The sequence below is a fragment of the Jannaschia sp. S6380 genome (assembly GCF_023015695.1).
In the GTDB taxonomy this organism is placed as follows: Bacteria; Pseudomonadota; Alphaproteobacteria; order Rhodobacterales; family Rhodobacteraceae; genus Jannaschia.
In genome coordinates this window covers 449,608-467,812 of the sequence record NZ_JALKAS010000002.1, presented here as the reverse complement: position 1 = coordinate 467,812, position 18,205 = coordinate 449,608, and the positions used below count along the sequence as shown (strand labels likewise).

The 18,205-nt window shown below is 67.6% G+C and carries 15 protein-coding genes; 12 read left to right on the top strand and 3 right to left on the bottom strand.

From position 1 onward, the window contains the following. The first annotated feature begins 14 nt into the window (after positions 1 to 14). From dnaE to MWU52_RS15300, 4 genes are all read left to right on the top strand, one after another. A complete protein-coding gene (gene dnaE, locus MWU52_RS15315) occupies positions 15 to 3,533 on the top strand; it encodes a DNA polymerase III subunit alpha (RefSeq protein WP_246953781.1) in 3,519 nt (1,172 codons plus the stop codon). Positions 3,534 to 3,559: 26 nt separating this feature from the next. Next, positions 3,560 to 4,429 (top strand): HNH endonuclease, encoded by an 870-nt coding sequence (locus MWU52_RS18115; protein ID WP_246953779.1) that lies wholly within the window; start codon positions 3,560 to 3,562, stop codon positions 4,427 to 4,429. Positions 4,430 to 4,647: 218 nt separating this feature from the next. Further along, positions 4,648 to 6,237 carry a hypothetical protein gene (locus MWU52_RS15305; protein WP_246953777.1) on the top strand — a complete coding sequence of 530 codons (1,590 nt, stop codon included), beginning with the start codon at positions 4,648 to 4,650 and terminating at the stop codon, positions 6,235 to 6,237. A gap of 2 nt (positions 6,238 to 6,239) precedes the next feature. Then, complete coding sequence (locus MWU52_RS15300) at positions 6,240 to 7,409, top strand: hydantoinase/carbamoylase family amidase (RefSeq protein WP_246953775.1); 1,170 nt, start codon at positions 6,240 to 6,242, stop codon at positions 7,407 to 7,409. Here the strand turns inward: MWU52_RS15300 and MWU52_RS15295 are convergent. Then, positions 7,406 to 7,867, bottom strand: a complete 462-nt coding sequence (locus MWU52_RS15295) for an Lrp/AsnC family transcriptional regulator (protein WP_246953773.1) — start codon at positions 7,865 to 7,867, stop codon at positions 7,406 to 7,408. The two genes, MWU52_RS15300 and MWU52_RS15295, sit on opposite strands and share 4 nt — an antisense overlap. 103 nt (positions 7,868 to 7,970) lie before the next feature. Here MWU52_RS15295 and MWU52_RS15290 point away from each other — a divergent pair, with 103 nt between their 5' ends. Next, on the top strand, positions 7,971 to 8,189 hold the full coding sequence (locus MWU52_RS15290) for a DUF6356 family protein (protein WP_246953771.1): 219 nt from the start codon (positions 7,971 to 7,973) through the stop codon (positions 8,187 to 8,189). 6 nt (positions 8,190 to 8,195) lie between these two features. On the opposite strand, the gene MWU52_RS15285 is transcribed toward MWU52_RS15290, so the two are convergent. Both MWU52_RS15285 and MWU52_RS15280 read right to left on the bottom strand, forming a co-directional pair. Beyond that, complete coding sequence (locus tag MWU52_RS15285) at positions 8,196 to 8,885, bottom strand: response regulator transcription factor (protein ID WP_246953769.1); 690 nt, start codon at positions 8,883 to 8,885, stop codon at positions 8,196 to 8,198. After that, positions 8,882 to 10,786 (bottom strand): PAS-domain containing protein, encoded by a 1,905-nt coding sequence (locus tag MWU52_RS15280; protein ID WP_246953767.1) that lies wholly within the window; start codon positions 10,784 to 10,786, stop codon positions 8,882 to 8,884. Before MWU52_RS15280 ends, MWU52_RS15285 begins: the two co-directional genes overlap by 4 nt. Positions 10,787 to 10,889: 103 nt before the next feature. On the opposite strand from MWU52_RS15280, the gene MWU52_RS15275 reads away from it, so the two are divergent. The 7 genes from MWU52_RS15275 to MWU52_RS15245 all read left to right on the top strand — a co-directional run bounded on the left by MWU52_RS15275 (position 10,890) and on the right by MWU52_RS15245 (position 18,169). Further along, positions 10,890 to 11,372, top strand: coding sequence for a DUF1993 family protein (locus MWU52_RS15275; protein ID WP_246953765.1), 483 nt, complete (start codon positions 10,890 to 10,892; stop codon positions 11,370 to 11,372). A 118-nt stretch (positions 11,373 to 11,490) separates the two neighbouring features. Beyond that, a complete protein-coding gene (locus MWU52_RS15270) occupies positions 11,491 to 13,443 on the top strand; it encodes an AMP-binding protein (RefSeq protein ID WP_246953763.1) in 1,953 nt (650 codons plus the stop codon). A gap of 17 nt (positions 13,444 to 13,460) precedes the next feature. Beyond that, on the top strand, positions 13,461 to 13,673 hold the full coding sequence (locus MWU52_RS15265) for a hypothetical protein (protein WP_246953761.1): 213 nt from the start codon (positions 13,461 to 13,463) through the stop codon (positions 13,671 to 13,673). After that, a complete protein-coding gene (locus MWU52_RS15260) occupies positions 13,673 to 14,491 on the top strand; it encodes an ABC transporter ATP-binding protein (protein ID WP_246954622.1) in 819 nt (272 codons plus the stop codon). The genes MWU52_RS15265 and MWU52_RS15260 overlap by 1 nt, the downstream gene beginning before the upstream one ends. A 166-nt stretch (positions 14,492 to 14,657) precedes the next feature. Beyond that, on the top strand, positions 14,658 to 15,647 hold the full coding sequence (locus tag MWU52_RS15255; RefSeq protein WP_246953759.1) for a branched-chain amino acid ABC transporter permease: 990 nt from the start codon (positions 14,658 to 14,660) through the stop codon (positions 15,645 to 15,647). An 88-nt stretch (positions 15,648 to 15,735) separates the two neighbouring features. Further along, entirely contained in the window at positions 15,736 to 16,812 is a 1,077-nt protein-coding gene (locus tag MWU52_RS15250; RefSeq protein ID WP_246953757.1) for a branched-chain amino acid ABC transporter permease, read from the top strand. A gap of 61 nt (positions 16,813 to 16,873) precedes the next feature. Then, on the top strand, positions 16,874 to 18,169 hold the full coding sequence (locus MWU52_RS15245; protein WP_246953755.1) for an ABC transporter substrate-binding protein: 1,296 nt from the start codon (positions 16,874 to 16,876) through the stop codon (positions 18,167 to 18,169). The last annotated feature ends 36 nt before the right edge of the window (positions 18,170 to 18,205 follow it).

Below are 18,205 nucleotides of genomic sequence, written 5' to 3'. Positions count from 1 at the left end.
GCTAGACATCGGGTATGACCGCGCCCCGATTCCTGCATCTTCGCCTTCACACCGAATACTCGCTGCTGGAAGGGGCCGTGCGCCTGAAAGGGTTGCCCGATCTGGTGGCGCGCCACGACATGCCCGCCGTCGCGGTCACCGACACCAACAACATGTTTGCCGCGCTCGAGGCGGCGACGGCGCTGGCCGGGCGCGGCATCCAGCCGATCATGGGCTGCCAGATCGACGTGATGCACGACCCCGCCGCCCCGGGCGAGAAGCCGCGCCGCCCCGCCCCGATCGTCCTGCTGGCCCAGGACGAGGTCGGGTACGAGAACCTGATGAAGCTGAACTCCTGCCTCTACCTCGCGCGGCCCGAGATGGTGCCCCAGGTGACGCTGGAGGAGCTGGACGCCCATGCCGGCGGCCTGATCTGCCTGACCGGCGGGCCCGACGGCGCGGTCGGGCGGCTGGTGGCCGACGGGCAGGAGGCCAAGGCGGAGGCGGTGCTGGACCGTCTGGCCGCGAGTTTCGGCGACCGTCTCTATGTCGAGCTGCAGCGCCAGCGCGCGCCCGAGCCGACCGAGCGGTTCATGGTCGAGGCCGCCTATGCCAAGGACCTGCCGCTGGTGGCGACGAATGACGTCTATTTCGCCGAGGCGTCGATGCACGAAGCGCATGACGCGTTCCTCTGCGTGGCCGAGGGGGCCTATGTCGACCAGCAGGCGCCCCGCCGCCGGGTGACGCCCCGGCACCATTTCGCGTCGCAGTCCGAGATGGCCGCCCTCTTCGCCGACCTGCCCGAGGCGCTGGAGAACACCGTCGAGATCGCGCGGCGCTGTTCGTTCAAGGCCTATGGCCGCGACCCCATCCTGCCCAAGTTCGCCGAGGACGAGATCGAGGAGCTGCGCCGTCAGGCCCGTGCCGGGCTGGAGGCAAGGCTGGCCGTCATCCCGCATGCGGCCCCCGTCGCCGAATACGAGGCGCGGCTCGACTACGAGTTGGGCGTGATCGAGGGGATGGGCTTTCCCGGCTACTTCCTGATCGTCGCCGACTTCATCAAATGGGCCAAGGACCAGGACATCCCCGTCGGTCCCGGTCGGGGGTCCGGCGCGGGGTCGCTGGTGGCCTACGCCCTGACGATCACCGACCTGGACCCGCTGCGCTATGGGTTGCTGTTCGAGCGGTTCCTGAACCCCGAGCGCGTCTCGATGCCGGATTTCGACATCGACTTCTGCATGGATCGCCGCGAGGAGGTGATCGCCTACGTGCAGCGCAAATACGGCCGTGACCGGGTGGGCCAGATCATCACCTTCGGCGCGCTTCTGTCCAAGGCGGCCGTGCGCGACGTAGGGCGGGTGCTGGGCATGCCCTACGGGCAATGCGACCAGATCTCCAAGATGATTCCGGTGGAGGGGGTCAAGCCCGTCAGCATCACCAAGGCCCTGGCCGACGAGCCGCGCCTGCGCGAGGCCGCGCGCGAGAGCGAGCAGGACCGCCGCGACGGGCGCACGAACCCCGTGAAGCGCCTGCTCGACTATGCCGAGAAGCTGGAGGGGCTCCTACGCAACGCCTCGACCCACGCGGCGGGCGTGGTGATCGGGGACCGGCCGCTGGACGCGCTGGTCCCGCTCTACAAGGATCCGCGGTCGGACATGCCGGCCACGCAGTTCAACATGAAATGGGTCGAGAAGGCGGGGCTGGTGAAGTTCGACTTCCTGGGCCTGAAGACCCTGACCCAGGTGCAGAACGCGGTCGAGCTGATCCGCGCGCAGGGCCGCGACATCCACGTCGCCGCCGACGGGCGACACCTCTATCGGCCGACCGAGGGGACCGAGAACGACATCAACGCCATCCCGCTCGACGACGCGGCGGCCTATGCGCTCTATTCGGCGGCGCGCACGGTGGCGGTGTTCCAGGTGGAATCGACGGGCATGATGGACGCGCTGCGGCGCATGAAACCCACCTGCATCGAGGATATCGTGGCGCTGGTCGCGCTCTACCGGCCCGGCCCGATGGAGAACATCCCGAAATATTGCGAGGTCAAGAACGGGCTGTCGAAGCGCGACAAGCTGCATCCCTCGATCGACCACATCCTGGACGAGACGCAGGGCATCATCGTCTATCAGGAACAGGTGATGCAGATCGCGCAGGAGATGGCGGGCTACTCCTTGGGTGGTGCCGACCTGCTGCGCCGTGCGATGGGCAAGAAGATCCAGGCCGAGATGGACGCCCAGCGGCCCCTGTTCCTGGAAGGCGCCGCCAAGAACGGCGTGTCGAAGGACAAGGCGATGGAGGTCTGGAACCTTCTCGACAAGTTCGCGAATTACGGCTTCAACAAGTCCCACGCCGCCGCCTATGCCGTCGTCAGCTACCAGACGGCCTGGCTCAAGGCCAACCACCCGGTCGAGTTCATGGCCGGGATCATGAATTCCGACATCCATCTGACCGACAAGCTCGCCGTCTATGCCGAGGAGGTCCGCAAATCCGCCGATCGGGGCGGCCTGGGGTTGGAAATCGTGCCGCCCTGCGTCAACCGCTCGGCCGCGCGGTTCACGGTGGCCGACGGCAAGCTGGTCTATGGCCTGGGCGCGCTCAAGAATGTCGGGATCGAAGCGATGGCCCTCGTGGTCGAGGGGCGCGGCGATGCGCCGTTCGCGACGCTCTACGACTTCGCCCGGCGCGTCGACCTGAAGCGCGTCGGCAAGCGCCCGCTGGAAATGCTGGTGCGCGCCGGCGCGCTCGACCAGCTCGACGCGAACCGGGCGCGTGTGCTCGACGCGCTCGACGCGCTGGTGGGCTACTCCGCCGCCATCCACGCGCAGCGCGCCTCCAACCAGGTCAGCCTGTTCGGCGAGGCCGGCGAAGACCTGCCCGAACCCCGCCTGCCCTTCCGCGAGGACTGGTTGCCCGCCGAACGACTGGGCGAGGAGTTCAAGGCGATCGGCTTCTACCTGTCCGGGCACCCGCTCGACGATTACATGCCGGCGCTGAGGCGGCAGAAGGTCCTGACGCTGGCCGATGTCCAGACCCAGACCCTGAACGGACCGATGGTCGCCAAGATGGCCGGCATTGTCTCGTCGCGGCAGGAACGGAAATCGGCGCGCGGCAATCGCTTCGCCTTCGTGCAGGTCTCCGACCCGACGGGCGCCTACGAGACGATGGTGTTCTCGGACACGCTGGACGCCAGTCGCGATCATCTGGAGGCCGGCTGCCGCGTCATCCTGCAGGTCGAGGCCACGCAGGAGGCCGACCAACTCAAGCTGCTGGCGCGGGCCGTCACCCCCATGGACGACGCGGTGGAGGCCGCCCCCCAGATCGGACTGCGGATCTTCGTCGAAGGGGCCGGCGCCGTCGCCCCGCTCCGCGGTCTGCTGGACCGGCTGTCGGGCGAAAGCGGCGCGCGGGGCCGTGGCCCGATGCACCTGTGCCTGCTGGGCGACGACCTGCCCGGCGAGGTGGAATTGCGCCTGCCCGACCTCTACCCCGTCAACCCGCAGGTGAAGGGCGCGCTGCGCTCCCTTCCCGGCGTGGCGATGGTTGAGGAGGTATGACGTCCCGCCGGCGGTGCGCCTGAGCGGTGCCCGCGGTCTTCATCCAGAATCCGACGTCGATCTATGACGACGTCTACGGGCAGCACTATCACTTCCCGAAGATGTATCGCGGCACGGTCGAGCGTTGCCTCGGGGATTGGGTCGTCTTCTACGAAGGAAAACGGGGGTCCTTCGGGTACACCCATGTCCAGAAGGTCGTTGGCATACGTCCCGACCCCGAACGGGCGGGACACTTCTACGCCGATCTCGATTCCGCCTCCGCGCTGGATTTCGAACGGCTGGTTCCCCGGACCCGCCTCGACGGATCGCGATACGAATCCACGCTGGCCCCCGTTGCGGGAAACAACATGCTGGCCGTCCGCGCCCTGTCCAAGAGCGATTTCGCCGCCATCGTGAACGAAGGATTGCGCGAGGTGCCAGATAGCGACGCCCATCCGCGAACGGGGCCGCTGTACGAGATGGCCGAGGGTCCGGCACCCTTCGCCATCGACCGCCGGCAGGTCCTGACCAGCCGTCCGGCCCGCGAGGCGAGTTTCGCGCGGACGGTCAAGCGCGCCTATGGCGGGCGCTGCGCGATATCGGGGCTGACGCTGCGCAACGGGGGCGGCCGGTCCGAGGTGCAGGCTGCACATATCAGGCCGGTCAAGGACGGCGGGCCCGATGTCGTGCGCAACGGTCTGGCGCTGTCGGGGACACTCCACTGGATGTTCGATCGCGGCTTGATCTCGGTCGCCGAGGATCATTCCGTGCTGATTTCACACAACAAGGTCGACATGGCGACCGTCGCGCGGTTGATCCATCCGAAACACGCGCTGATCCCCCCGGCCGATCCGCGTCATTGGCCGCATCCGGATTTCCTCCGCTACCACCGAGAGGAGGTTTTCGGCCGCGCGTGACTGGGGCGAGTTTGGCGGCGATGCGGCGGGGTCGTGGCGGGAAATCCTCACCGGGGCCGGGACGTTGCAGATTTGTCAGCCGGGTGCCCGCCGGCGCGGAATGCCATCTGGACCGGGCGGATGAAACATAGAATTGTCGCGCCGAGGTGCGTTCCGCACCGAACCTGCATCCAGCGCGCCCCGACTGCCCCCGCGCAGCACGCCCCCCGGAGATCGACATGCCCGTCGTGAACAGTTTCGACTCGATCCTCGCGATGAACGAGGACCCGGCGTTCCGTTGGAACGCGAACCAGCCCCTCCAGACCCCGGTGATCGTCACCTACCGATTCCCGCAGGGCAACGAGCTGCCGCCGCTCTGGATGACGTTCTACAATGGAAGCTTCGTCAGCGGGTTTTCCGCGATCGAGCGGGAACAGTTCCGCGAGGCCGCCGCCGAGTTCGAGCGTGAAACCGGCGTCCGCTTCGTGGAGGTCGAGGGCGACGCGATGATCGACGCCTACAACGTCGCCGAGCTGGGCACCGAGCCGGGGCTGGACGACATCGCGGGCTATGCCAACTATCCCTATGTCGAAGGTGACACGACCTATCACGGCGACCTGGTTATGAACGTGCCCGACGTCTCCGAATGGCGGAAGGGCGGCGAAGGGTTCGTCATCCTGCTGCACGAGCTGGGCCACTCCATGGGCCTGCAGCACACGTTCGAGGGCCCGTATTTCCTGAGCTATCACCTGGACAACCACGACAGCACGGTCATGACGTACAACTGGTACCACGCGCCGGTCCCGGGCGGGTTGCAGCCGCTGGACGTGGCCGCGCTGAACCATCTCTACGGCGGATCGGTCCTGGATCAGGACTGGACCGTCCGCTGGTCGTCGTCGAAGGACCGGGTCGAGGTGCTGGGCGGATCGGGCGACGACGCGCTGATCGCGCCCACCGGCGCCTCGCGCATCAACGGCGCGGCGGGGGACGACACGCTCTGGGGGCGCGAGGACGACAACCTGCTGATCGGCGGCGATGGCGCGGATATCGTCCACGGCGAGGATGGGCGCGACACGCTGTTCGGGTCCGACGGGCGCGACGCGACCTATGGCGGTGACGGCGACGACCGGCTCTATGGCGGATCACAAGCCGATCGGCTGGGCGGCGGCACCGGGTCCGACCGCATCGACGGCGGCGGCGGAAGCGACCGTATCAACGGCGGTGACGGCCACGACTGGATCGCCGGCCGCGACGGGCGCGAGCGCGTCTGGGGTGGAGAAGGGAACGACGTGATCCTGGGCCATGACGGCAGCGACAGGCTGTCGGGCGAGGGCGGCCATGACGAGATCCGGGGCGGCAAGGGCCACGACGAACTCTCCGGCGGCGCATGGGCCGACATGCTCTATGGCGACGCGGGCAACGACACGCTGGGCGGCGGGTCGAGCGGGGACGAGCTGCGCGGCGGCAAGGGCTCGGACCGCCTCTCCGGCGGCGCGGGCGACGATCTGCTGATGGGCCAGAAGGGTGACGACCGGCTGGACGGCGACGGCGGAAACGACACGCTGACCGGTGGCGGGGGCGCGGATGTGTTCGTCTTCTCTGGCGGCGACGACCTGATCACCGACTGGGTCGATGGCGAGGCGATCCGGCTGAACCGCGACGCGCTGGGCCTGGACGGGGTCACGCGGCTGGACGTGCGCCAGGCGGCCGAGGTCCAGGGGACGACCGCCATCTTCGACCTGGGCGGCGGGCACGCGTTGACAATCGACCTGGTCGAGAACGGCGCGACGGGCATCAACCGCATCATCGACGACGTGATCCTGTTCTAGCCATGGCCGTCGACGCCGGGCGCTTCCTGTCGGACCTGCATGCGCTTCGCGCGATCGGGGCGCGCGGGCCGGGCGTCGTCCGCCGTGCCTTCGATGCCGACGACATCCGCGCGCGCCACTGGCTGGCCGAGCGCTTCGCCGAAGCCGGCCTGACCCCGCGGATCGATCCGGCCGGCAATGTCTGGGGCCTGCGCGGCCGCCTGCTGATGGGCAGCCACACCGACACGCAGCCCGAGGGCGGATGGCTGGACGGCGCGCTGGGCGTGATCGCCGCGCTGGAAGTCGCGCGCGGCAACCCCGACATCTCGGTCGTCAGCTTTCAGGACGAGGAGGGCCGCTTCGGCGCGACCACCGGGTCGGAGATCTGGAGCGGAGCGCTGTCCCTTCCGGCGGCCGACGATCTGCGGGACCTGTCGGGCCTCCGCTTCGGCGAGGCGCGCTTGGCCCTGCCCGCGACCGACGACTTTCCCGATCCGGCGGCGTTCGACGCCTATCTGGAACATCACATCGAACAGGGTCCCGTGCTGGACGCGGCCGGCGAGGTCGCGGGCATCGTCACCGCCATCGTCGGCCTGCGCCAGATCACGGTGACCCTGACCGGCCGCCAGAACCACGCCGGCACCACGCCGATGGCGCAGCGGGCCGATGCTTTCCGTGGACTGGCCGCGGCCGACCGCGCGATCGGCAACGCGCTCGCCCCGCTCGTCACGCCCGACACGGTTTGGACGATCGGTCACATCACACTCCATCCCAACGCGCCCTCGGCCGTGCCGGGGCGGGCGCGGTTCACCGTGCAGTGGCGCGACGCCGATCAGGCCCGGCTCGACCGGATGGAGGGGGCGATCCGGGACGCGCTGTCCCGGACGGCCACCGATCAGGGGCTCGGTTTGGAGGTCTCGGACACCGCCGCCCTGCCTCCGGCCGCGATGTCCCCCGACATTCGCGCCGCGCTGTGCCGCGCCGCCGAGGCGCACGCCCCCGGCCGTTGGCGCGAGATGCCGTCGGGCGCGTTGCATGACGCGACCAACGTGGCGCGGCTGATGCCGGTGGGGATGCTGTTCGCCCCCTCGATCGGCGGGATCAGCCACGACTTCGCCGAGGATACCGACACGGACGATCTGACAACGTGCCTGACGATCCTCGACACGGCGGCAGCCCGGCTGACGGCCTAGATCGGCAGGGCGGTCGTGTCCTTGATATCCTCCATCACGAAGCTGGCGGAGATGTCGGCCATCGGGATCCGACCGATCAGGATCTTGTAGAACCGGTCGTAGTCGGCGACGTCGCGCACCCGGACCCGAAGGACGTAATCCAGCTCACCCGTCATGCGGTGCGCGCTCTGTATCTCGGGCATCGCGGCGACGACGGCCTGGAAGCGCGCCAGCCAGCCGGGGTCATGCGTGCCGACGCGGATCATCACCAGCACCGAAAGCCCCAGACCCAGGCCGCCCGCGTCCAGATGAGCGACACGTTCCCGGATCACCCCGGCCTCCTCCAGCCGGCGGATGCGGCGCCAGCAGGCGTTCCGCGACAGCGAGACGCGATCCGACAGGGCGTCCAGACTGACCGTGCAATCCTGCTGAAGCAGTCGCAGTATCGCACGATCCTTTTCGTCGATGGAAGCGGTCATACTTGGGACGTTATTCCACAATATGGCTGAAAGGCCAGTATGAATGGGACATGATCCCCCTTCGATCCGGGCATTCTGGTCCAAATCGGACGTGAGGTTCCCAATGACCCAGATCACCCAGTTCCTGCGCGGCTTCCAGACCCACCCCGCGTCGGTCGACGAGACCTATTTCGGGCACATGCGTTTCGCGCTGGGCTTCGCCGGCGCGTTGTTCCTGGCCGGCGGCGCGGCCCTCGTCCATGCCTTCGTGCCGCCGCTTTGCGAGACGACCGCCAGCCGCCGGGTCAAGGCGCTCCACGCGCGGATCCACAACCGTCACTGACGGCGGTCACTCCCACAGGACGTCCCCGAGAAAGATATAGCCGGCGCCGTAGATCGTGCGGATCAGAGCCGGGGCCTTCGGGTCCTCGCCCAGCTTGGCCCGCAGGCGCGAGATGCGCACGTCGATGGCGCGGTCGAACCCCTCGCCCGCCGTCCCGCCCAGCGCCTCCTGCATGTCGGCGCGGCTCAGCAGGCGGCGGGGCCGCTCCAGGAACAGGCGCAGGACTTCCGCTTCGGCCTGGCTGACCGGGGTCTCGCCCTCGGGGCCCGACAGGGTGAACCGGTCGAAATCGGCGGTAAAGGCACCGAACCTCGCCCGGCGCCGCGCCGGCGGGGCCGCCTTGCGCAGGCGCGCGCGAATGCGGGCGACGATCTCGGCGGGCTCGAACGGTTTGACTACGTAATCGTCGGCACCGAGTTCCAGGCCGGTGATCCGGTCCTGCACCTGCCCCCGCCCCGAGATGATGATGATCGCGGCGCCCCCCTCCAGCGCCAGGCGCGACACGACGCCCAGCCCGTCGCGGTCCGGCAGGCCCAGATCGACCAGCGCGACATCGGGCATCGCCTGACGCAGCGCCGCCTCGAACGCATCGGCGCGGGCGTAGGCGCGAACCTCCATCCCTGCGTCGGCGATGGCTTCGGTCAGCAGCGTCCGGATGTTCGGGTCGTCGTCGAGAATGGCCACCCGCGCTGTCACGACAGCGCCGCCGACAGCTTCTCGACCGAGAACGGCTTGCGCAGGACGGGCCAGTCGCGCGCGGCCTCGCGGAAGAGCGGGGCGTCGGGGGGCAGCGACGTCATCATGGCGGCGCGCAGGCCCCGGCCCCGCGCTTCGCGCGCGAGGTCCAGGCCGGTCTCGTCGGTCTTGAGCATGATGTCGGTCAGCAGCAGGCCGATCCCCTCGATATCCAGCAGTTCGAGCGCCTCGGCCACGCTACCCGCCTCGAGGACGGAATGGCCGCCCGCGACGAGGCGCTCGCGCACGGCCTCACGGATATGCGGCGCGTCCTCGACCAGCAGGACGAGCGTCGGCGGAAGGCCCGGCGGCGGACGGCGCAGCGGCAGGCGCATGGTGACCCGGGCCCCGCCGTCCGGCGCGTTGGACAGGCGCGTGCGCCCCCCGGCCAGCTTGACCACGTCATAGACCATCGAAAGACCCAGCCCGGTCCCGTCCTCACCCTTCTCGGTGAAGAAGGGTTCGATCCCTTTCTCCAGCGCCGCGGCAGAGAAACCGGGCCCATCATCGCTCACGGTGACCTCCAGCCATGTGTCGCGGACGGGCTTGGCTTCGACGGTGATGACGCCGCTTTCCGCGCCGATCGCGTCGCGCGCATTCAGGATCAGGTTCAGCACCGCGTCGCGCAGCGCCTCGGGGTCCAGCAGGACCGGCGCCTCCAGACCCTGCACGTCCCATTCGAGCGTCGTCTCCTTCGGCAGCGACGCGCCGCCCAGAAGGGCCAGTTCGGACATGAAGGCCCGGAGGTCCGTGGCCCGCGGCGCCAGGTCCCGCGGCCCCGACAGCCCGGCGATCTGGTCGATCAGCACGCCGCCGCGCGTGGCCGCCAGGCCGATCGCGTCCACCGCCTCGCGCGCGGCGGGCGGCAGGTCGAAGCGGCTCAGCTTGTCCTTCAGGCCCAGGATCACGGTCAGCAGGTTCGCGAAATCATGGGCCATCCCGCTGGTCAGTTGCGCGGCGACCTGTCGGCCCGCGGCCTGACTGACGGCGGCGCGGGCCTGGGCCTCCTCGGTGATGTCGACGGACAGGGCGTAGACCCCCATGACCTCGTCTGCCTCGATCTCGGGGGTGAAGCTGACGCGGATGCGCCGGCTGGACGGCTCGTGCGTGATCTCGAAGACCGGCGCCTCGCCGGCCAGCGCGGCGGTCAGGTGCGGCGCGATGCCGGCATAGGTCTGGGGGCCCAGCGCCTCCTCCATGGTCAGGCCGACGATGTCGGACTTGGCACCGGGCATGACCGCGCCCAGACGGCGATTGGAGAAGGTATAGCGCCGGCTGCGATCCAACCGGGCGATATGCGCCGGCAGCATCTCGGTCGTCAGGCGAATGCGGGCGGCCATCTCGGTCGCCTCGCGGCGCGCCTCCTGCAGAGCGGAGTTCGAGGCCGCGAGCTGCCGATTGGCCTGGGCCAGTTCCTCGTGCCGGGTCAGAAGCTGATCGGACAGAACCTCCGACCGGGTCCGCAGCAGGCGTTCCTGCGCCCGCGTCGCCGTGATGTCGGTATAGACGGTGACCCAACCCCCTTCGGGCAGGGGCGAGCCCTCGACCGCCAGCACGCGCCCGTCGGGTCGGGTGCGCTCCAGGTAATGCGGCTCGAAGGCGCGGGCCTGGGCCACGCGTTCGGCGACGGTCTTCTCCACATCAGGCACGTGGCCGTATTCGCCGCGCAGGACCAGAAACCGGATCGTGTCGGCGAAGGTCGCACCTGGCCGGGTCAGGTGTTCGGGCAGGTCGAACATCGTCGCGTACATGCGGTTCGACACGGCCAGACGCAGGTCGGCATCATAGATCGACAGGGCCTGTCCGATCAGGTTCAGCCCCGCCTGCGTCAGACGGCCGGTGGTCGCGCGCTTGTCGTTCATGGCCCCTCCCCAGGGCGGACGGTAGGCGCGACGCGGAGGCACGGCAAGCGGTGGCGCCCGTGGCGTGCCCGTCCTAGCCTCGGCCCATATGAAGGAGGGCGCGATGGCGATCGGAGACGAGATACCGGACACCATTCGACACTATCTGGACCGGATGCGGCAGGTCGTCGAAAGGGTGGCGGCGGCGGGAGATGCCGACCGGATGCTGGCGCAGAGACTCGCGCCCGACATGTTCGACACCGGCTTCCAGATCGCCGTGGCCATGGGGTTCGCCGCGCGCACCCTGGGCCCGCCCGCCGGCCTTGCCATGCCCGAGGAACCCGAGGAGGGCGGCGTGCCGGCGCTTCGGGCCTTCGGCGCCGACATCGCCACCCGGATCGCCGGTATCCGCGGCGCCGACCTGACCCGTACCGTGAGCCACCGCGCCGGCGAGGCCGATCTGGTCCAGCAGCCTGCGGATTACGTGACGCGGTTCGGCTTGCCGAACATGATCTTCCACATGGCCCTGGCCCATGGCGGCCTGCGACAGGCGGGATTGGCGCTGGGCAAGGCCGATTTCGACGGACTGCATATCTACGGCCGCTGACCGGCAGTCCCGGCTGTTACAATTCGTTGGAAGTCGGAAACATCCGTGAAGGAATCGCAGGCCAGCTTCACGCCAGGATCGGCCCGCCCGGGGAGGGGCTGGCCCTAGGGAGGACATGATGAGCGACACCGCCTTGCGGACGATTCCCGAATTCCTGGACCGGAACGCCGAACGGTACGGCACGGCCGCCGCCTACCGCGAGAAGGAATTCGGTATCTGGCAGGAGTGGAGCTGGAGCCAGGCCCGTGCCGAGATCGAGGAGACGGCCCGCGGCCTGATCGCCCAGGGCCTGGAGATCGGCGAGCATGTCGGCGTCATCGGTCGCAACCGCCCCCAGCTTTACATGGCGATGGTGGCCGCCCAATGCGCCGGCGGCATCCCGGTTCCGCTCTACCAGGACGCGGTGGGCGAGGAGCTGGCCTATGTGCTGGGTCATTGCGGCGCCAAGTTCGTCATCGCCGGCGACCAGGAACAGGTCGACAAGGTGATCGAGGTTCGCGACCGGATCGAGGGGTTGCGCCACATCGCCTATCTCGACGGTCGCGGCCTGCGCAAATACGACCATTCGGAGATGTCCTCGCTGGCCGACCTGCGCGAGCGCGGCCGCGCCGCCGACCGCGCCGAGATGGACCGCCGTCGCGCCCAGCAGACCGGGGCCACGACCTGCGTCATGCTCTACACCTCGGGCACGACCGGCAAGCCCAAGGGCGTCGTATTGAGCCACGACAACATCGTCGCGACCGCCAAGGCGTCGTCGGAATTCGACCGTCTGCGGCAGACGGACGACGTGCTGGCCTACCTGCCGATGGCCTGGGTCGGCGATTTCATCTTTTCCATCGGGCAGGCGATGGTCACGGGCTTCTGCGTCAACTGCCCCGAAAGCGCCGACACCGTCATGCATGACCTGCGCGAGATCGGGCCGACCTACTACTTCGCGCCGCCGCGCGTGTTCGAGACGCAGCTGACCAACGTGATGATCCGTATGGAGGACGCGAGCCGCTTCAAGAAGAAGCTGTTCGACCGCGCCATGGCCCATGCCAAGACGGTCGGGCCGAAGCTGCTGGACGGCGAGCCGGTCGGCCTGTGGGACAAGCTGCGTTACCGGATGAACGAGCTGCTCGTCTTCGGCCCGCTCAAGAACACGCTGGGCCTGAGTCGCGTTCGTGTCGGCTATACCGCGGGCGAGGCGATCGGGCCGGAACTGTTCGATTTCTACCGCTCCATCGGGATCAACCTGAAACAGCTCTACGGCCAGACCGAGGCGTCGGTCTTCATCACCCAGCAGAAGGACAACGAGGTCCGCTCCGACACGGTGGGCACGCCCACGCCCGGGGTGGAGCTGCGCATCGCCGAGAACGGCGAGGTATTCTATCGCTCGCCCGGCAGCTTCGTGGAATACTACCAGAACCCCGAAAGCACCGCGTCGACCAAGGACGCGGAAGGCTGGGTCGCCACGGGCGACGCGGGCTTCATCGAGGAAGGCACCGGCCACCTGCGGATCATCGACCGCGCCAAGGATGTGGGCAAGATGGCGTCCGGCGCGCTGTTCGCGCCAAAATTCGTCGAGAACAAGCTGAAGTTCTTCCCCGAGGTCTATGAGGCGGTGGTGTTCGGCAACGGCAAGGACCGCTGCGTGGCCTTCCTCAACATCGACCTGACGGCGGTGGGCAACTGGGCCGAGCGCAACAACATCGCCTATGCGAGCTATCAGGAACTGGCCCAGCATCCCCGCGTGATCGAGATCATGAAGGGCAATGTGGAGGCGGTAAACAGATCCGTGGCCGAGGACGACATGTTGGCCGGCTGCCAGGTGCACCGCTTTCTGGTCCTGCACAAGCAGCTCGACGCCGACGACGACGAGCTGACGCGCACCCAGAAGGTCCGCCGCCGGATCATCGAGGAGAAATACGCCGACCTCATCGCCGGCCTCTATGGCGGCGCGGACGAGGTCTATACCGAGACGGAAGTGACCTACGAGGACGGCCGCAAGGGCAAGATCAAGGCGACGGTGAAGATGGTGGATGCCGAGGTGGTGGCGGTGAAGACGAAGACGTTGGAGGCGGCGGAGTGAGAGATTTATCACCGACCATGCGGTTATTCATGGGTAGCGGTTGGGTCGTACTCTCGATCATCTTCCTCATTGTCCTAAACGGCCTCGTTCCTCGCCTCGTCGCTGGCTACTTCATCGCTGCGGCGATCGGCCTTCAGATATTTGGCATGCGACTGATCCTTCTCGTCCCCTGCGGGCTGGTGGGCGCATTTGTCGGCTATCTGACGACTTTTGTGTGGGGCGCCGCATGATGCTTGATGACCCCGACACCATCACCACCCCCGACGGCCGCACCATCGGCGGCACGGTCCTCGACCTGCGCAACATCACGCTGCGCTTCGGGGGCGTGGAGGCGATCAAGGACATCTCCTTCGACATTCGGGAGGGCGAGATCCGCGCGATCATCGGGCCGAACGGGGCGGGCAAGTCTTCGATGCTCAACGTCATTTCGGGCTTCTACGTCCCGCAGGAGGGAGAGGTCTGGTTCCGGGGCGAGAAGCGCCCGCCGCTGAAGCCGTATCAGGTCGCCCAGCAGGGGATCGCGCGGACGTTCCAGAACATCGCGCTCTTCGAGGGGATGAGCGTGCTCGACAACGTGATGTGCGGGCGGCTGGGTTACATGTCCTCGAACCTCGTGACGCAGGGCCTCTGGTGGGGCGGCGCCAGCCGGGAGGAGGTCGCCAACCGCGCGGTGGCCGAGCGTGTCATCGACTTCCTCGAGATCCAGGCGATCCGCAAGACGCCCGTGGGCCGCCTACCCTACGGCCTGAAGAAGCGGGTGGAGCTGGCGCGCGCCCTGGCCGCCGAGCCGGCGCTTCTGCTCCTCGACGAGCCGATGGCCGGCATGAACGTCGAGGAGAAGGAGGACATGTCGCGCTTCATCCTCGACGTGAATGACGAGTTCGGCACCACCATCGCCCTGATCGAGCATGATATGGGTGTGGTCATGGACATCTCGGACCGGGTGGTCGTGATGGATTACGGCCGCAAGATCGGCGACGGCACGCCCGCCGAGGTGCGCGCAAACCAGGACGTCATCGACGCCTATCTGGGGGTCGCGCATGACTAGGGCCCGCCGAACGGGGTGTTGGCCCGGACCCCAAAATGTATCCGGGGTGAAGATGGGGGCGGCCGGCGCGCCGGAATCGGCCGATGCGTGGTCGGCCTTCGCGATCCCCGATGCGGGCGGCGCCCCGCGCCACGACGTCCGCGAAACCGGTCTGGAGGCCTGAGACATGCCCGATCAACTGCTCTTCGGAATGGAAGTCGCGCTGAACGGTCTGATGGCCGGCGTCATGTACGCGCTGGTGGCGCTGGGCTTCGTGCTGATCTTCAAGGCGTCCGGCATCTTCAACTACGCGCAGGGTGTCATGGCGCTGTTCGCGGCCATGACGCTTGTCGGCATTCAGAACGGGCAGGTGCCGTTTGCGCATCTGATCAACGCGACCTTCGGGACCGACATCCACCATTTCGGGTGGGAGGTTCCGGCCCTTCTGGCGATCCTTCTGACGGTCGTCGTGATGATCGCCTTCGCCTGGATGGTGAACAGGTTCGTGTTCCAGCACCTGGTCAACCAGGAACCGATCATCCTGTTCATGGCGACCATCGGCCTGGCCTTCTTCCTCGAAGGGGTGGCCGACCTGATGTGGGGGTCCGAGATCAAGACGCTCGACGTGGGTCTGCCGCAGGGCATCAACGAGTATATCGACAGCGCCACCTTCGAGGCGTTCGGCTACGGCTTCTTCATCGACAACCTCGACATCGTGGCGACGATCATCGCGGCGCTGCTGGTCGCGGGTCTGGTCGCCTTCTCGCAATATACCAAGCAGGGCCGCGCCCTGCGCGCGGTGGCCGACGACCATCAGGCGGCGCTCAGCGTGGGCATCTCGCTCAACTTCATTTGGGTGCTGGTCTGGTCCATCGCGGGGTTCGTGGCTTTGGTGGCGGGCATCATGTGGGGCGCGAAATCGGGGGTGCAGTTCTCGCTCTCGCTGATCGCGCTCAAGGCGCTGCCGGTGCTGATGCTGGGCGGCTTCACCTCGATCCCGGGCGCCATCGTCGGCGGCCTCATCATCGGCGTGGGCGAGAAGCTGTTCGAGTTCCTGATCGGCGCGCCGTACCTGGGCGGCGCGACCGAGAACTGGTTCGCCTACGTGCTGGCGCTCGTGTTCCTGGTGTTCCGGCCACAGGGGCTGTTCGGGGAGAAGATCATTGAGCGGGTTTGATGATCATAGCCATTCCAGACGGAATAGCCCTGAAATGAGTTGGTCTTGGCCCGCCGGTCTCTCCAAGAAGCCCAAGGAGGTGAATTGAATGCTCTACCGTGAAGCCGGAGACTTCAAGACCTCCTACGCCAAGGACAACCAGACCTTTCCGATCAAGTTCGACCGCTGGGGCTATTGGGTCATCCTGATCGCCGCCGCCTTCGTGGTGCCGTTCGTGGTAAACGACTACTGGGCGAGCGCGCTTCTGGTGCCGTTCCTGATCTATGCCATCGCCGCACTGGGGCTGAACATCCTGACGGGCTATTGCGGCCAGGTCTCGCTCGGCACGGGAGGTTTCATGGCGGTGGGGGCCTATGCCTCCTACAAGCTGATGACGGCGTTTCCATGGATGGACATGTTCACCGTCACGATCCTGTCGGGGTTCGTCACGGCGGCGGTGGGCCTGCTGTTCGGACTGCCCAGCCTTCGCATCAAGGGGTTCTACCTGGCGGTGGCCACGCTGGCGGCGCAGTTCTTCCTCGTCTGGCTCTTCAACAAGGTGCCGTGGTTCTACAACTACTCCGCCTCGGGCCAGATCAACGCGCCCGAGCGCGAGGTCTTCGGCATCCTGGTGACCGGCCCCAACACGCAGCCCTGGGCGGAATACACCTTCTGCCTGATCTTCGTGGTGGCGCTGGCCTGGGTCGCGCGCAACCTGACGCGGGGCACGGTGGGGCGCAAATGGATGGCGATCCGCGACATGGACATCGCGGCCGAGATCATCGGGGTGAACCCGCTGCGCGCGAAACTGTCGGCCTTCGGCGTGTCGTCCTTCTTCATCGGCATCGCGGGGGCGTTGTTCTTCACCGTCTATCTGGGCGCGGTCGAGGTGGGCGAGGCGTTCGGCATCCAGAAATCGTTCCTGGTGCTGTTCATGGTGATCATCGGCGGCCTGGGCTCCATCTTCGGCAGCTTCGCGGGAGCGGCGTTCCTGGTCCTGCTCCCGGTCGTGCTGAAGGTGCTGGGCGTCGACCTGCTGGGCTGGCCCACGGATATCGTGGCGCATCTGAACCTGGTGATCGTCGGCGCGCTGATCGTCTTCTTCCTGGTGGTGGAACCGCACGGGCTGGCGCAACTCTGGCGGCTGACCAAGGAAAAGCTGAGATTGTGGCCGTTCCCGCATTGACGGGGCGCGCCACGGAAGACGGCGGGGCCGAACCCCGCCCCACGGTTCAACCAAGGGAGGAATGGAACCGATGAAGACGCTAGGAACCCTTACCGTCGCCGCCATCATGGCAGCGGCCCCCGCGATGGCCGATCTGGTCATCCCGGATCTGAGCTATCGCACCGGTCCGTATGCCGCAGGCGGCATCCCGTTCTCGGACGGGTATCAGGACTACTTCACGCTTCTGAACGAGCGCGACGGCGGCATCGGCGGCGAGCCGGTCCGGGTGATCGAATGCGAGACCGGCTACAACACCGAGAAGGGCGTCGAATGCTACGAGTCGACCAAGGGCGAAGGTGCCCTGGTCTATCAGCCGCTGTCGACGGGCATCACCTATCAGCTGATCCCCAAGGCGCAGGCCGACGGCATCCCGCTGCACACGATGGGCTATGGCCGGACGTCCGCCCGCAATGGCGAGGTGTTCAACAACGTCTTCAACTATCCCGCGAACTACTGGGATGCGGCCTCGGTGGCGGTGAACCACCTGCTGGACGAGAACGGCGGCTCGCTCGACGGCAAGAAGATCGCGCTGGTCTATCACAACTCCGCCTACGGCAAGGAACCGATCCGCACGCTGGAGGCGCTGTCCGAAAAGCACGGCTTCGAGCTGACGACCATCGCCGTCGACCATCCGGGGCAGGAGCAGAAATCCCAGTGGCTCCAGATCCGGCGCGAACAGCCCGACTACGTCCTGATGTGGGGCTGGGGCGTGATGAACCAGGTCGCCATCCAGGAGGCCGCGAACATCCGCTATCCGATGGAACAGTTCATCGGCAACTGGTGGGCCGGCGCCGAGCATGACGTGGAGCCCGCGGGCGCCGCGGCGGACGGCTACCTCTCGCTCAACATGAACACGATCAACCCCGACGCGCCGATCTTCGACGAGATCCGGTCGACCGTGATCGACGCCGGCAAGGGCGCGGGCGACGGATCGAACGTGGGCAAGGTGCTCTATACCCGTGGGATGTACGCCGCGATGCTGGCCGCCGAGGCGATCCGCAAGGCGCAGGAGATCCACGGAACCAGCGACATCACGCCCGCGCAGATGCGTGACGGTATGGCCGCGCTGGAAATGACCGCCGCGCGCATGGAGGAACTGGGCGCCCCCGAGATCGGTCCCGAGTTCAGCGTCTCCTGCGACAACCACGGCGGGTCGGGCGAAGGCCTGGTGCAGCGGTGGAACGCATCCGATCAGCGCTTCGAGCCGCTGACGGGGTTCATCGCGCCCGACCGGTCGGTCATCGATCCGCTGGTCGAGGAGGACTCGGCCGCCTATGCCGCCGAGAACAACATTACGCCGGCCTGCGCCGAAAGCTGAGCCGATCGCCCGGCCGCACCGTCTGCGGCCGGGCAC